The organism is Puia sp., from assembly GCF_036500295.1.
Classification (GTDB): domain Bacteria; phylum Bacteroidota; class Bacteroidia; order Chitinophagales; family Chitinophagaceae; genus Puia.
The window spans coordinates 1-15,047 of the sequence record NZ_DASYCH010000016.1; the positions used below are offsets into that span (position 1 = coordinate 1).

The window sequence follows — 15,047 nt, forward strand, 5'->3', positions numbered from 1 at the left end:
GAACGGCACAGAATGCCGCCCCATTTGATCATTCCTTTTTTCTTCAACTGCCTGTCGATACTACTTTGGAGAAGGACGAACTGTCGGGATTGCAGCTATTCAGGGTAAATGTGAAGAAACCAAAAACGGAAGATGCCAGACATCAGAAGCCGCCAATCCTTACCGATACCGATCTGTCCAGGGCTTGGTTTGTGGACGATACGCCAAAGGTCGCCGGGGTCAAATACCTGAAAATCTTCGTGAACCGGCAACTGCTCCCAAACACGCCATTTGTCGTGTTGCTTACCTTCAGGCCGAGTCATTTGTACCTCGATAAATTTAACCAGATCAACCAGGAAATCCATGAAAAATCCCTCGATGCGGCAAAAAAAGATTATGACGAGCTTAGCAGCAAACAAACGGTAGAGGGGTCGAATATTTCCGTCATCTGGACGAAGAGCTATGAAGAGTATGAATCGGACTATAACCGGCTGATGTCAGACTTTTATGACGATATCAACGACAAGGACAGGGTGATAAGCCAAAGCCTGACTACCATCAGGAACAGTCTTCTTCACGATAAGGAATTCAACATGAACGACCTGTTCAAGTGCAATTGCGAGGAAGATATGATCGCTAAGGAACTTTTCGCCGATTCCACCCAATTTCTCATTCCGCTGCAAATCCTGTTAAATGTCAATGACATCCTTCCTTACCTTGGAAACGGGCAGGTCAATATCCAGGAATTTGAACCCTATAAAAGGCTCGAAATGCACGAGGTAAAAAAGCGGATCGAAAATTATGGGCGGCTGAAAAAGGCACTTGTTAATATCAGTTATTTTTTTTCTTTGAGTTCCTACGCCCGAAAGGTAGAGGATGCGACCCGTCGGGCGATCTACAATGCCGTCTATGATGCGCTGGCGGTGATCGACAAACGAACAAAAGCGTTGACTGACGATTACAAAAAGATGCGGGACGCACTGAACACGTTGGACAATCTTTTTTCGGCATCATTAGCGTATGGCGATGTTTCACCCCAGGGCGAAGATTTGCAGACCGCGTCGGGGCATTATATCATTGCCGATTTTGGCCTTGCCAACGCCTTTACCTTTGTCAATAATAAGGGTGCCTATACCCTGCTTCCCTACCTGGGCGTGAACTTCAGCTTTATCGCAATTGATAAATCGCAGCCGCTCAGTGCCATCCAGAACAAACGATTTGCGCATCATTTATCAGCGGTGGTGGGACTGACCACCTCCGCGCTTACCCGGCAGGGTACCGGCGATCTGACAAAAACCCTGTCCGCGGTGGCGGGCATCGCCTACCGGTGCAGCCGGGCATTTCGGGTCACGGTGGGTGGATTGATTTATAAAAGGGATAATCCAAATCCGCTGCTGCCGCAGCGGGTCACCGTCGGACCGATGGTGGCGCTGTCGCTCGATCTGGACCTGGCCAAATGGTTTGGGGATCTTAAAAGTAAATTATACTAGCATGAAAATCCATTGTCACTATATACTCTTTTCCGGCTTTTGCGCAGCCCTCTGCTGGTTGACCGGTTGCCAGAAGCATCTCAACGTCAAAGAAGTGATCTCCCTCCATGCCAGCAGCGACCAGCTCCTTGCGGATGGCAGTGCAAAAGATATCCTTTATGCCGATCTGCCCATCGCCACGCTGGCAAGTTTGCGCGGAGTTACTTTCAAGGCCAGCTCGGGTCTCTTCGATAATGGGGCCGACACGATGTCCGTATTTGCAAACAGGACCGATGTCACGGTCAACAAGATAACGGCGTCGGTGGTCCTGCACGCCTCACTTCGCAGTGGGCCGGACACGGTTTCGGCAAGCACTTCGACGGTACCCCAGCAGACCGACTTCGTTTATCTGACGCTTAATCCGTCATCTCCCGCCACGATTCAACTGACCCCGCTGTTTTTGCAACTTACCAATGTTTTTGGAATGCAGGTGGCGTTCACCGGCCTGCTTCAAAATGCCGATGGAGGAATGGTTTCGCAGGGAGTAAAAGTAAAGTTTATCGATCAGGCCGAGGACAACCCGACTCTTCCCAAAGGCGTTTTTTCGCCGCAGGTGGCGGTGCTTGACACGGCGTCTGTGGTATCGACGACCTACTATCCACCGTTGCTTCCGGCGGGGTCGGCCGGAGTGTATATCGTCATCACGGCCATCATCCTGGATGCATCGGATCAGCCGACGAATATGACGGCAACAGCCCGGATATTTATTTCACCCTCATAATACCATTATCAGTTTATGGCAAAGCAAAAAAAGGTCGCGAAGAAGGCCGCAAAAAAACCGGCAACAAATGCCGCAAAGGATATAGGCGCGCATGCGTCGGAATTTTTCGAGGCCGCGAATAAGGGAGTTCCCGCCAACGACCATCAGAAGGTCATCTTTTTAAGGAAGATCGGTTCTGGCGCTGCGCCGGCGGAAGCGTCAAAGGCGCATGTCAAACGGTTTAACCAGGCGCTGGCAGGGTTTGCAAATACCAGGGAACTGGAAGTTGACGAGTTGGCGCAATGCGGGGACAACAAACCGGATAGTGCGACTGCTGTTTGTAAACTTCCCGGGGATAAACTCCCAACATTCCATACAAAAGGACAATGCTGCAATCATCATAATAACGATAATTAGCTGACGCGGGAACTCAGGCGAGATGCCGGCTCAATCCCATGTCTTTTCGCCCTTCTTCATCCGGTCCAGGGTCGCCTGATAACCGGGCCGGTCGTAGTGGCCGGCGGCGTCGCGGGCTTTCTCTTCCCAGGCGATGGCCTCGCCCTTTTTGCCCATTTTGTAAAGGATATTGGCATAGGTATCCATATACCCGGCGACGGGTTTGTCTTTGAACGAACGCCTGCTCCATTCGAGGGCTTCGGTGACGCAGTTCATGTCCGGACAGTAGCTGAAGACCGTGAAGGCAAAGCTGTTTAGCTGTTCGACGCTGGCATGGGCGCCATACTTCTGCATATAGGCGACGACGGCCGTTTGGAAATTGGGCCAGTCCTTTTCATGTTCATAGTACAACGCTTTACTCAGCGCGATGACTTCGGCCGCCTGGGCGGGATATTTTGACTCGAGCGGTTGCTGGACAGCCGCCCAATTGGGGCCGGCAGGATTGAAGTCCTGCAACTGCGGCTGCACATATTCCCGCAGAAGGGTGATATTGACCAGCCGTTCGGCCTTGCCGACCCCCATGATTTCGTCCGCTTCGGCGGAATGATGCAGAAACAGCTCGAAGCCCGGATCGGTGGTCTGCCGCGTGTATCTGGCCAGCAGATCCAACCCCACCGGGGTATAAGGACTGGACTGTGTCGGCTGCCAGGCCTGGAAGACTTTTAGCCCATTTTGCATATCATAGCTGTCGAGACATTGATAAGCCAGCCGGCGCAGGAAACCGGAATCCCGCCGCCCGCCAAAAAACTGAATCAGCTGGGTATAATATTGTTTTGTCGTATCGAATGCGCTTCTTACGATCGTGATAAATTCCCTGGCGGTGTTGGTGCCGCCTACAATCTTATGAAGGATTCGCCCATTGGGGGCGAAGATCAAAAATGTCGGATAGGCGTTGACCCCGTATCGCGTTTTGATCATCCGCGCATCCGCGTACCAGCGTTTCACGGCCGGCTCATCATTAGCTGTTGTATCCATCTGTATGCGGACATTGATAAACCGGGGATTGAAAAAATCTCCTGCCGTTTGCAAACTGAAAACGGACCCGCTCATATACCGGCAGGGGCCGCACCAGGTCGCAAAGCAATCGACAAGAATGTATTTGTTTTCGGCCATTGCCCTGACTTTTATGGCCGGCCAGGAGAGATGATCTTCGAATTTGACACCCTTGTCCAGATATCCCTGCGCATAAGCCAGGTGAACGGAAAGGGCGATACCCGCAAAGAGCAGGAAGGAATGGATAAGGCGATACATGAAAATGCTTTTATGCAATGTAAGCCCCTTCACTGCACAAAATTCAGCAGGATCAATTCCAGCCGGATGGTGCGCGCTTTGTCGCCGGGATGGTGGAACCAGTAGGACCAGGCCCCATCCTTTCTTTGAACGCCCGGCTGCGAGCAGAGCGGGTGCGTGGATAGGGCATTTGTCGCGGTGCGGATGACACTGCTGAAATCCCGCACTTCGCGGTTGAAGATGAGGATAGCCGTTTTCTCGTCCCGCCAGTTGACATAGCGGGTGAGCAATTGGGTTACCCCCTCGAGGAGATAGACTTCGCCCCGCCAGATCTTGCACTCGGCGATAAAGAGATTGGTCCCTTCCTTATCCCATACGAGGATATCGGTCTTGCCTTTCGAATGGAAGACCTCGCCCTTGGCAGAGTAGTCAGGGGAGACGCTATTAAGAAACGGCAGAAAATAATTTCTATAGCGCTCCTCGTTGAAGTTCTCGTTCAGTTCGGGATAGTTCTCGAAGTCCTTGCCGAGTTTGAGGATGAAGTCGATGATCTCGAAGTAGCGGTCGTCGCTGAGCTGCGAGACGGGCGCTGGCATGGCGGCGGTGCCGGAGGCCATGCGCTTCCCCCGCGACGTCGCCGGAGCTTCCCTTGCAGGCGTTTCTGCTGCCGGAGTTTCAACCGTTGCGGCGGCGTTCGCCAGGTCGCGCCGCAGGGAATGCTCGATCCACTTGATAAGATTGATCATCGCGCGGTATTCGGCGACATGCGGCGCGACCGAGCGGAACGGCATCACGGCCATTTTCGTCGGCAGGGCACAGAACCGTTGCGTCGCCCTGTACAGCGACCCGATATGGCGATCGCTGAGCCACAGCTTGCCGATCTCATCGGGGACGGAACCGACGGTCCCCGGATAGGTGGAGAGGACCTTGTGGCGGATCAGCAGTTCCGGCCGCAGCCGCATCAGCTGGATATAGTCTTTTAGTTCTTCGACCATTTGTTTTTTGAACTCCACGGGGTTGCGGTGCATGGCCAGCCGCCCCTGGTATTCCTTTGCCTGGAGCCAGCTCGCCTGGAAGCCGGTGATCAGCTGAAAGAAGGCGGGTTCGTCCAGGGGATAGCGGTTGGCGGTGGAGGGTAGCGGCCATTGCCACTGCCAGGCCTTGGCGCTGTGATATTTTTGTTTGCCGGCACGCGCCGGTTTCGACCCGCCGGGGGAGGGGCCGATCGAGGGCGCTACCATCCGGCTAATGGCGGCATCGACCTTTTGTGGGGCCGTTTGCAAGATGTTCGAGGGGATCGGTTTTGGGTGGCGGGACACCGGCGTTTCCGGCGGCTGGGTGATCGCGCGGCGTAACTCGCGGAACTTGCCCCTGTACAGCAGCACCACCGGCTGGACAAAGATCAGGGCCAGCCCGATCCACGCCATGATGAGCCTCGTCACGGTATGCTGGTCGGTCAACAGGCCGGCGTTGAAGCCGCAGACGAGGACGCCCACGTTGCGGAAGACGATGACCCAGGCATTCAGCCAAACAGGTTTTATATCCGGCAGCGAACCGGGCGGGGCGAAGAAGATGCGATCCAGCGGCAGGATCAGCGTCATGCTCATCAGGCAATAGGGGATGGCGGCGGCGTTGTTCTTATCCATGAAGATCGTCAGGGCGATGATCGCATATACCGGCCCCATCGTCCACCGGCCAAACTTCAAAGCGCCCTGGTTGGTAAGGGTGGTGTTGCCGGGAAGATGCGTGACGACCGGCATTTTTTTGGCAATGACCCAGAAGAGCGGCCAGGCATAAAGGATGCACAGCGCCAGTGCGAAGAGGGCGGCCGTGGCGTTCCCATCCATCCCGACAAAGGCGATCATCGAAACACCCATGATCAGGGCGAGGCAGAGCCGGGAGATGAACAGGAGGATATACATTCGGGTTTCAGGTAAGATTAAAAAGGATCAGCTCGAGCCGGATGGTCCGTGCGGCGTCGACGGGATGACGAAAAAGGTAGGACCAGGAGGCGGGGTCACGTTTGCCTGCCAACGCTTTATACAGCGGGTGACGGGCCATTGCCCCGGTGGCAGTCGTCATCAACCCGGTGAAATTGCGGACGCTTTGGTTGAAAACGATGATCGCCGCCTTCTCGTCGCGCCAGTTGATATAATTGTGGAGAAGCTGGTCGACGCCGGCGAGGAGGTGGGTCTCACCGTTCCATAATTTACATTCGGCGATAAAGATGTTATTGCCGTCGTTGTCGCAGACGAGGATATCCGTTTTGCCCCGGCGGTTGAACACTTCCCCTTTCGCCGTATAATCACGGGAGACCGCATTGAGAAACGGCAGAAAATAATCGCGATAGCCCTGCTCGTTAAACTTGTCGTTGAGGTCCATGTAGTGTTCCAGATTCTTGCCGAGGCGGATGATATAATCGATGATCTGGTAATACATCTCATCGGTGAGGAAGGCCTGCGGTCTCGGGGGCATCGTAGGGAGGGATGCCCCGTCGGACGGGATCTCGGAAACCGGGGTCGCAACGGGTTGGGCGATCGGGGTGATGACGGGCCATTCGACGGGCCAGGGATGGTCACGATGCCGGATCACGCGGGTGAGTTTGATCATCGCGCGGTACTCGGCGACATAGGTGAAGACCTTTCTCATCTTCGATATGCCCGCGTTCTTTTTTGATCCCGACGCTTTCGGTGATCCCGGCTCCTTCGCCCAGGCATCCAGCGCTTCGAACAGCGAACGGACCCCGGCCCTTACGCGCCAGGTGTCGGCGATCTCGTCGAGGATCGAGCCATCGGGATGACGGGTGCTTTGCAGGAGCGGCTGCTTTTTTATCGTCTCGGCATAGGCGAGCACCTCGGCGATCTTTTCCGCTTTAAACTGGTCGCGGTGGGGATTCTGTTCCAACTGCTGCCAGTAATCGCGCGATTCAAACCATTCCACCTGGAAGTCATGGATCAGCAGGTCGAAATAGGGTTGCCGGAGATGGATCTTCTGGATATGGAAGGCCCGGGTCTTTGCATTGCGATAATACAGTTTCTTCGAGTATTGCGGGTTGCCCTTCAGCAGCAGCACGACGGGGGACAGGAGTACCAGGACCGCGGCGGCCAGCGCCCCGACGTTCCGGTCGAAGGAGTATTCGCGTACGCCGATCGTTGCGACTACGATCCCCGTGAGGACCCCCGCGCAGCGGCTTAGAAAAAGCGCCGAGGACAACCCGTCGGAATACCCCTGCGGGACGTGGACGAAGATCAGCCGGTCCAGGGGCGAGGTCATAAGGAGGCCCATGAGCCAGAAGGCCATGGCAAACCAGGGGTTGTCGTGGGAAAAACCGATGATGGCGATGATCGAGAAGGCGATGCCTACCGGCCGGCGAAACTCCGGGATGTCACTGGTGTCTTCCATCCGGCCGACCCTTTGTTTGAAGGTGAACAGCTCCGTCCGGCTGAGCGCCAGGCTGGCGCCGATGAACCCCAACCCCGTTTGCATCAGCAGGGCCGTCCCGGCAAGCCAGCTCCCCACCCAGTAATAGCCGATGGCATACCCCAGGTAGACGAGGCATAGCAGCATGCGGAGGAAGAAGGCAAAATCGCTCATAGGTTCAGTTCAGGGGAGTCGGGGGATAAACGTTAAAAATAGGCGGTTTCTTGCGTTTTAGCAATGCCCCGGGAAGGCCAATTTGGCTGCCCGGAGGCTTGGTGCCGTAAGTGCCGGTGGGGGCAGGATCGTAAGTGCCGGATAGTCAGGCCTGCAGGTGCCTGGAGTCACGGCCGCCGGGTGCCGGGCGGCTCAGGACCGCAGTGTGGCTTCAGGGAATTCGATGTGGAGCTGATCTTTCGACGCCATCCGCGGACTCTCATGGCGCTTGTTAGCCACGATGTTACTCAGGGTCCATTCCACGCGCTCTTCGAAGGCGTGCTTGCGGACCGTGCATTCTTCCTTCGTACAGATGCGACACCCGAAATCGGTGCACGCGTCGGTATGAACGAAAAATTCCATCGATTCCCCAAACCGGCTACGGATCAGGCTCGTGAGCGCATCGACCTCGATATGGGCCTCCAGGACATTAAGGTACCAGGGCACGGTCAGATGGCAGTCGACATGGAGGAGACCGCCGTACTTGATGACGCGGAGATTGTGGAGATCGATCCAGTTCCTGCGCCGGTTTTGATTGAGATAGCCGACCATCTCCTGCAGCAGCTGCAGGTCGGCCTCGTCCATGATGCCGGCGACGCTCTTGCGGAGGATATGATAGCCGGTGTAGAGGATGATGCCCGCGAAGATGATGGAGACCACGCTGTCGAGCCAGGCGAGGCGGGTGAACCAGATGGCGACGAGCCCGACGATGATCCCGATGGTGGAGTAGGTGTCGGATTGCAGGTGCTTGCCGCCGGCCTGCAGGGCGATGGAATTGTTGCGGCGGCCTTTTGAGATACAGATGGCGCCGACGATGAAATTGACGATGGCGGTGAAGGCTACAAGATAGATCCCCTTATCGAGTTTCTGGATGGCATGAGGACGGATAAAGCCGATGATGGCTTCGTAGATGATGATGAGTCCGGCCATCACGACCAGCGCGCCTTCGACGGCGGCGGAGAGGAATTCCGCTTTGCCATGACCGTAGGGATGATCGACATCGCGGGGCTTTGCCGCAACGTGAAGACTGTAGAGTCCGATAAACCCGGCGATGACGTTGACCGTGCTTTCGAGGGCGTCGGTGAGGACGGCGATACTCTGCGTGAGGTAGTAGGCCGCCAGCTTCAGAAAGAAAAGCAGCGTGCCGATAATGGCTACCCAGCGTTGGATGGAGATATTTTCCCGGGCTTTGTCCATGCGTTGGTTATGCTTCCGTCGGCGGGGCCTTACGGCGTCGGACGGTCAGCAAAGGTCTGATTTTCCGCGTCATCCGGAAATAAAATTCCTTATTAAAAAGCTGGGAATCGTTAAGGGCTTTATAGATCAGGAAGATCCCGATGGGCGTGAGCACATAGGTGGGCATCCACATTCCTGCAAACGGGCTGAGTACCGCCTGCCCCACAAATTTCTTCCCGAAGTTATTCAGCAGGAAGAAGATGACGAAGAAGATGACGGCGAAGACCAGGGGCATGCCGATACCGCCCTTTCGGATGATGGACCCCAGGGGCGCACCGATGAGAAACATGACCAGACAGGCGACGGCCATCGTGATCTTTTCATGCCAGGCTTCCTCGTGCATGATCAGTTGGTGTTCCTGGACGGCATAGAGCGACACGGGCTGGAAGAGCGAGACCTTGGAGGTGCTGATGGTGTTGATGCTTCGGTCGAGGACGACATTGCGGACGCTGTCCGGGAGAAGATCGAAAAACCGGACCTCGGGCGGAGTTTTTGCTACGCGGCCGGTGGTGGGATAGACGGGCGCCTGACCCGGGGGCGTAACCGGAGGGTTAGCAGGGGGCGTCGCCGGCGGCACGTGAGTAGCCGCGGTTGACTGGCCGGGAGTAGCCGTGGGTGCCTGGCCGGGAGGGTGAGCCGCGGCGGCAGACTTGGCCGCCGAATCGGGGCGTTTTGCGGTGGCGTGGCTGGTATCGGGCCGGCTTTTTGCGCGTTCTTTTGCGAGGGCATCCTGGGCCTTGGCAAGTGCTTCCTGCGCCTTGCGGATCGAATCGCGCGCCTTGTCGGTGGAGTCCTGTTTTTTCAGGTCGAGTGCCCATTCGCGGTGCAGTGCCTTGCGAACGCTGTCCATGGGCAGGAGGAACTTCGAGGGTTTGGTGGGGGTTTTCCCGATCTCATTCCAGCCGGTGGTGTCGAGATAGCGGGGAAATTTGAGCCCCGCATTGATGACCTGCTCGGCCTGTCTGCGAAGCCGGGCGCCGTTTTGTTTTATCGAGTCGATGGCATGGGTCAGCTGCAGGATGGTGAGCATCTGGAAATTGCCTTTGAAGGTGCTGTCATCCGTCTTGTTCATTTTAAAGGAGCTGAGGTCCATCACCATCTTGTACTTCTTGAACTCCATGCGGATCAGTTCGGTGCCGCTGCTGACGCCGCGGTCGCCTTTTTCCTGGTAGCGGGAGCCGCTGTTGAGCGTGAAGACGAGGTTTTGTTTATTGGGGGCGACTACCATCGTGCCGGAGTCGGCGACGATCATATTGTCCTGCTGGCCGCTGTTGTTCTGCTCGTAGATGATGACGTTGCGGATGGTGGAGTCGTCGGCTTCTTTCTTGCCGATCTTTATCACGAACCCCTCGATCTTGTCGAAGAACACACCCTCTTTGATATCGAAGGCGGGCTTCGTCACGATGATATCGTATTTGAGGGTGTTCATCTTGAGATTGGCGATGGGCAGGATATTGTTGTTGAAGTAGAACGCGATGCAGGTGATGACCACCGATACGCCAAAGAGGGGCCGCAGGAAGCGGAGCAGGGAGATGCCCGCGGATTTGATGGCGACGAGTTCATAGGTCTCGCCGAGGTTGCCCAGGGTCATGATGGAGGAGAGCAGGACGGCGAGCGGGAGGGCCAGGGGGACGACGGTGGCGGCGACATAAGAGAGGAGGCGGAGCACGGTCCAGATGTCGAGACCTTTGCCGACGACGTCATCGATATAGAGCCACATGAACTGGAGGACCAGGACGAAGAGGGTGATGAAAAAGGTAGCGATGAAGGGCCCGATAAAGGCCTTTATGATGAGAATATCGAGTTTTTTGAACAGGCGGCTGAGCACGGGGGAGTTATATTTGCTATATGAGTGACGCAAAGTTACAGCTTTCGGCAGAGGAAATGCGGCTGGTGACCGATCCGGGGGTCATTTTAACGAAGAATTCGGTGATGGCCAAGGTGGTAGAACTGATGGCGGGCCTGAGTGAGGAGTATCAGAAGATCTTGGTCGATGTACTCAATAACCCCGCCGCCGTCCCTCCAAAGATCAGCCGGGGCGAGAATTATCTTGGCTTTCCGTGGGTCATGCTCGACTACCCCCGCAACTTTAGCCGCGAGGACGTATTCGCCATCCGCACGATGTTCTGGTGGGGCCATGCCTTCAGCATCACCTTGCATCTCAAAGGCGGCTACAAGCGGGAGACCTTAACCAGGATCAAGGCCCGCTGGGCGCAGCTGGCGGCCGCCGGTTTCCATGTAAGCGTCTCGGGCGACGAATGGCGGCACGAACATACGCCGGATAATTACAGGGAAATAAGCGATGTGAACGCGCTGGAAACAGGAGAGGAATTCCTAAAACTGAGTGCGGCGATTGAACTTCACCGTTGGGGGCACGCGCCTGAAGCCTTAACGAGTATGTTCAAAACTCTGATAAGCGTGTTGTTTTTGCCAATAACCGTGCAGCCCGGCGGAAATGCCGGCCGACGGGAGGGCCATTAGTTACCCAGCCGGTGAAAGAGATCCTTCACCTGGTAGCTCCAAAGCTGACTCTGATCTTTTACCTCACTCTTGCCGGCAAAGTCCTTGATCACGAGAATGGTCTGGTTGGTCACTTCCGATTTTTCGATGCGGAACTCGAAGAATTCCTCGACGGGGGCATCCATCCAATGGAAACGGATGAACTTCTCGAATTCGCTTTCGGTTACTTCCGCCCGGTCGGTTGTACCATTCCAGGAAAAGCTGAACACATTATCCCGTTCGTCTACTTTATCTGCAAACCACTCCTGCAATCCTGCGGGGGTGCTTAAAAATTCGTATAAGATCGAGGGTGAACATCTGACCGGATACTCTAGAATAAATTGTTGTTTCTTCGTCATCTATTTCATTTGAATCTTTGAGATCGCCTCAGGCGCAATGATAGAAAAAAAACTCATCCATCAAAATTTTATTTCAGACAAAAATCCCTATGGCAAATGGGTAGTTTTTAATGAAATTTTAATGCAAATGGGCTGATAGTCAATGTTTTGTTAAAAAAATTGGTGATGGTGGCCAAATTCGGTAAATTCACAATTACATCTACACTGAATCAGTTGTCGACTTTTTGATACAAGAAAAGAATTATTTGTTCGTTTTACCAAGACTAAGATCATTTAAGCCAAATTTTACGAAAAAAGACCCGCCTGCGCGGGAAGTTGTTGGAAACGTAGCCTTAAACCTAAAAACCCTTTAAAGACCTCTGCCTATGAGCATGCGTCAACTGAAGATCACGAAGAGTATAACGAATCGTGAATCTCAGAGTTTGGAGAAGTACCTGCAGGAGATCGGGAAAGTAGAGTTGATCAGTCCCGAAGAAGAAGTAAAACTCGCCATCCGTATTAAGCAGGGAGATCAAAAAGCTCTTGATAAATTAACCAAAGCCAACCTACGCTTTGTTGTTTCCGTCGCCAAACAGTACCAGAACCAGGGGCTGTCGCTGCCCGATCTCATCAATGAGGGCAACCTTGGTCTGATCAAGGCCGCCCAACGTTTTGATGAAACGCGCGGTTTTAAATTCATCTCTTACGCCGTATGGTGGATCCGTCAGAGCATTTTGCAGGCATTGGCCGAGCAATCGCGGATCGTCAGACTCCCACTCAACAAAGTTGGTTTGACCAATCGCATTCAGAAGGCATATTCGCATCTGGAGCAGGAGTTTGAACGGGAACCCTCAGCCGAAGAACTGGCCGAACTGCTCGAGTTGGATATCGACGAGGTCTCTTCCACGCTCGGCATCGCCGCCCGTCACGTAAGCATGGACACCCCGCTTTCCGAAGGCGAGGACAACACGCTGATCGATGTGCTGGTGAATCCGAATGCCGAACTGGCCAATTCGAACATCGAGCATAAAGAGTCACTCAAGCAGGAGATCGACCGCAGCCTCAAGACATTGACCGAACGCCAGAAAGAAGTTATCTGTTTCTTCTTTGGGATCGGCGTCGACCATCCGATGAGTCTCGAGGATATCGGCGAGAAGTTTAACCTGACGCGTGAGCGGGTTCGCCAGATCAAGGATAAGGCAATCACGAAGTTGCGGAGCAACAGCCGGAGCAAGATGCTGCGGAGTTATCTTGGAATTTAAATATTAGCTATCGAGTAGAAAAATACACTGAAAAAGAACTAATTTTGTCCTCCCGAGAGTGAATGTAACGTGCTTACATTCACTCTCTTCATTTTCAGTATGTTCGAGAGTTTATCCGAGAGGCTGGAATTAGCCTTCAAACAAATAAAGGGCGAAGGCCGGATCACGGATCTGAATATCGCGGCGACGCTAAAGGATATCCGGCGCGCGCTGATCGACGCGGATGTCAACTTCAAGATCGCGAAGGAATTCACGGATACGGTCAAGGAAAAGGCCACGGGGCAGAAGGTGCTGACGGCCGTCAGCCCGGGGCAGCAGATGGTGAAGATCGTCAAGGACGAATTGGTGGAACTGATGGGCGGCAGCGAGAGCGAATTGAACGCCAAGGGCAGTCCCGCCGTGATCCTGGTCGCCGGGCTGCAGGGTAGCGGTAAAACGACGTTTTCCGGGAAACTGGCCAGTTACCTCAAGGGCCGCAAGGGGCTTTCCCCCCTGTTGGTGGCCGATGACATCTACCGCCCGGCCGCTATCGAACAGCTGAAGGTCCTCGGCGCGCAGATCGGGGTGGACGTGTACAGTGAGCCGGAGAACAAAGACGCGGTGCAAATCGCGCAAAACGCCATCAAAGAAGCCCGCGCCAAAAATAAGAACGTGGTGATCATCGATACCGCGGGCCGTCTGGCCATTGACGAGGCGATGATGCAGGAGGTGGCCGCGATAAAAAGCGCCGTCAGCCCGGGGGAGATCCTGTTTGTCGTGGATTCCATGACGGGGCAGGACGCCGTGAATACGGCGAAGTCGTTTAACGATCGCCTCGACTTTACCGGGGTGGTACTCACCAAGTTGGATGGGGATACCCGGGGTGGGGCGGCGTTGTCGATCAAGTATACGGTCAACAAACCGATAAAATTCATCAGCAGCGGGGAGAAGATGGATACGCTGGATGTGTTCTATCCCGAGCGGATGGCGCAGCGGATCCTGGGGATGGGGGATATCACGACGCTGGTGGAGAAGGCCCAGGCGCAATTCGACGAGGCGGAAGCCAAGAAGCTGGAGAAGAAGATCCGGAAGAATCAGTTCGATTTCGAGGATTTTATGCAACAGCTGCAGCAGATAAAGAAAATGGGCAACCTGAAAGATCTGATGGGGATGATTCCCGGGGTGGGAAAGGCGATCAAGGATATCGATATCAGCGACGATGCGTTCAAGGGAATTGAGGCGATCATCCAGTCGATGACGCCGTTTGAGCGGAATAACCCCGATGTCATCGATCAGAGCCGCCGCAAGCGCCTGGCGAAGGGTTGTGGGAAGGATATCGCGGATATCAACGCGTTTCTCAAGCAGTTTGAGCAGATGAAGCAGATGATGAAGATGATGAACAAGATGCCCGCGGGGATGGGAAAAATGATGGGCAAGCGATAATCCGTCATTGAGATTGGCGCAAAATTTGCTCGATTAGGCCCGCAAAATGGCTGATTTTGTGTTAACGTTAAAGTTTTTAGCCGTTTGTAAAAAATTCGCCGCAACATTCGCTCTTTAAATCGTTAAGTATTATTTTTGAAATGTGATATCGGATTGTTAGTTTTGCAATCCCAAAAGTTAAAAGGTAACCTTATTTGTTCACGCATTTAAATTTCTATTTAAAATGCCAGTTAAAATCAGACTGCAACGCCATGGGTCTAAGAAGCGGCCATTCTACTTCATCGTAGTCGCCGATGCCCGTGCGCCCCGGGATGGTAAATTCATCCAAAAGATCGGTACGTACAATCCTTTGACAGTTCCTGCTTCGGTTCAACTCGATCGCCAGAAGGCGCTTGATTGGCTGCACAAGGGTGCTCAGCCGACGGATACCGTACGTCGTATTCTCTCTTACAAAGGTGTTCTCTATCTGAAGCACCTCTTGCGTGGTGTCAAATTAGGGTTATTCGATGACGCGGCTGCGATGGAGAAATTCCAGAAGTGGCATGGCGAGCACGAAGCCCAGATGAAGAAGCGCCACGAAGAGAACAGGAAAGCACGCCCCGGCCGCAGAGGTCCCGGTGGTCCTCCCATGAGAAGGGTTGGAATGGACCGGCCCGAGCGGAAGACCGAAGGCGGTGCTGCACCTACAGCATCTGCTGAAGCGTAAGCCTGGCCGACAGACAAAAATTCAAATTCGACAGGAGGCCGTGTGCCTCCTGTTTTT

13 protein-coding genes are annotated in these 15,047 nt (G+C 54.4%); 7 read left to right on the plus strand and 6 right to left on the minus strand.

Translation table 11 applies throughout. The annotated features are described in order from the left end of the window. From VGM48_RS04765 to VGM48_RS04775, 3 genes are all read left to right on the plus strand, one after another. Positions 1-1,469 (plus strand): hypothetical protein (locus VGM48_RS04765; RefSeq protein ID WP_331576578.1); only part of this gene is annotated, 1,469 nt, incomplete at its 5' end. 1 nt (position 1,470) lies between these two features. Then, positions 1,471-2,229, plus strand: a complete 759-nt coding sequence (locus VGM48_RS04770; protein WP_331576579.1) for a hypothetical protein — start codon at positions 1,471-1,473, stop codon at positions 2,227-2,229. A gap of 15 nt (positions 2,230-2,244) precedes the next feature. Further along, a complete protein-coding gene (locus VGM48_RS04775; RefSeq protein WP_331576580.1) occupies positions 2,245-2,625 on the plus strand; it encodes a hypothetical protein in 381 nt (126 codons plus the stop codon). 30 nt (positions 2,626-2,655) lie between these two features. Here the strand turns inward: VGM48_RS04775 and VGM48_RS04780 are convergent, their stop codons facing one another. The 5 genes from VGM48_RS04780 to VGM48_RS04800 all read right to left on the minus strand — a co-directional run bounded on the left by VGM48_RS04780 (position 2,656) and on the right by VGM48_RS04800 (position 10,624). Then, the gene (locus VGM48_RS04780) at positions 2,656-3,915 is read right to left on the minus strand and encodes a TlpA family protein disulfide reductase (RefSeq protein WP_331576581.1); all 1,260 of its coding nucleotides are present in this window, start codon (positions 3,913-3,915) and stop codon (positions 2,656-2,658) included. A gap of 29 nt (positions 3,916-3,944) precedes the next feature. Then, entirely contained in the window at positions 3,945-5,816 is a 1,872-nt protein-coding gene (locus VGM48_RS04785) for a hypothetical protein (RefSeq protein ID WP_331576582.1), read from the minus strand. Positions 5,817-5,823: 7 nt separating this feature from the next. Next, the gene (locus tag VGM48_RS04790) at positions 5,824-7,488 is read right to left on the minus strand and encodes a hypothetical protein (protein ID WP_331576583.1); all 1,665 of its coding nucleotides are present in this window, start codon (positions 7,486-7,488) and stop codon (positions 5,824-5,826) included. Between the two features lie 192 nt (positions 7,489-7,680). Further along, positions 7,681-8,724 (minus strand): cation diffusion facilitator family transporter, encoded by a 1,044-nt coding sequence (locus VGM48_RS04795; RefSeq protein ID WP_331576584.1) that lies wholly within the window; start codon positions 8,722-8,724, stop codon positions 7,681-7,683. Between the two features lie 7 nt (positions 8,725-8,731). Beyond that, entirely contained in the window at positions 8,732-10,624 is a 1,893-nt protein-coding gene (locus tag VGM48_RS04800; RefSeq protein ID WP_331576585.1) for an LptF/LptG family permease, read from the minus strand. Here VGM48_RS04800 and VGM48_RS04805 point away from each other — a divergent pair. Further along, positions 10,612-11,244 carry a hypothetical protein gene (locus VGM48_RS04805; RefSeq protein WP_331576586.1) on the plus strand — a complete coding sequence of 211 codons (633 nt, stop codon included), beginning with the start codon at positions 10,612-10,614 and terminating at the stop codon, positions 11,242-11,244. The two genes, VGM48_RS04800 and VGM48_RS04805, sit on opposite strands and share 13 nt — an antisense overlap. Here VGM48_RS04805 and VGM48_RS04810 read toward each other — a convergent pair. Beyond that, positions 11,241-11,621 (minus strand): START-like domain-containing protein, encoded by a 381-nt coding sequence (locus VGM48_RS04810; RefSeq protein WP_331576587.1) that lies wholly within the window; start codon positions 11,619-11,621, stop codon positions 11,241-11,243. The genes VGM48_RS04805 and VGM48_RS04810 overlap by 4 nt on opposite strands. Before the next feature lie 422 nt (positions 11,622-12,043). On the opposite strand from VGM48_RS04810, the gene VGM48_RS04815 reads away from it, so the two are divergent. The 3 genes from VGM48_RS04815 to rpsP all read left to right on the plus strand — a co-directional run bounded on the left by VGM48_RS04815 (position 12,044) and on the right by rpsP (position 14,990). Continuing rightward, positions 12,044-12,862: an RNA polymerase sigma factor RpoD/SigA gene (locus VGM48_RS04815; RefSeq protein ID WP_331576588.1), complete on the plus strand. Its 819-nt coding sequence runs from the start codon at positions 12,044-12,046 to the stop codon at positions 12,860-12,862. Positions 12,863-12,961: 99 nt separating this feature from the next. Continuing rightward, a complete protein-coding gene (gene ffh, locus VGM48_RS04820; protein ID WP_331576589.1) occupies positions 12,962-14,284 on the plus strand; it encodes a signal recognition particle protein in 1,323 nt (440 codons plus the stop codon). Between the two features lie 223 nt (positions 14,285-14,507). Beyond that, positions 14,508-14,990, plus strand: a complete 483-nt coding sequence (gene rpsP / locus VGM48_RS04825; RefSeq protein ID WP_331576590.1) for a 30S ribosomal protein S16 — start codon at positions 14,508-14,510, stop codon at positions 14,988-14,990. Positions 14,991-15,047: the final 57 nt, after the last annotated feature.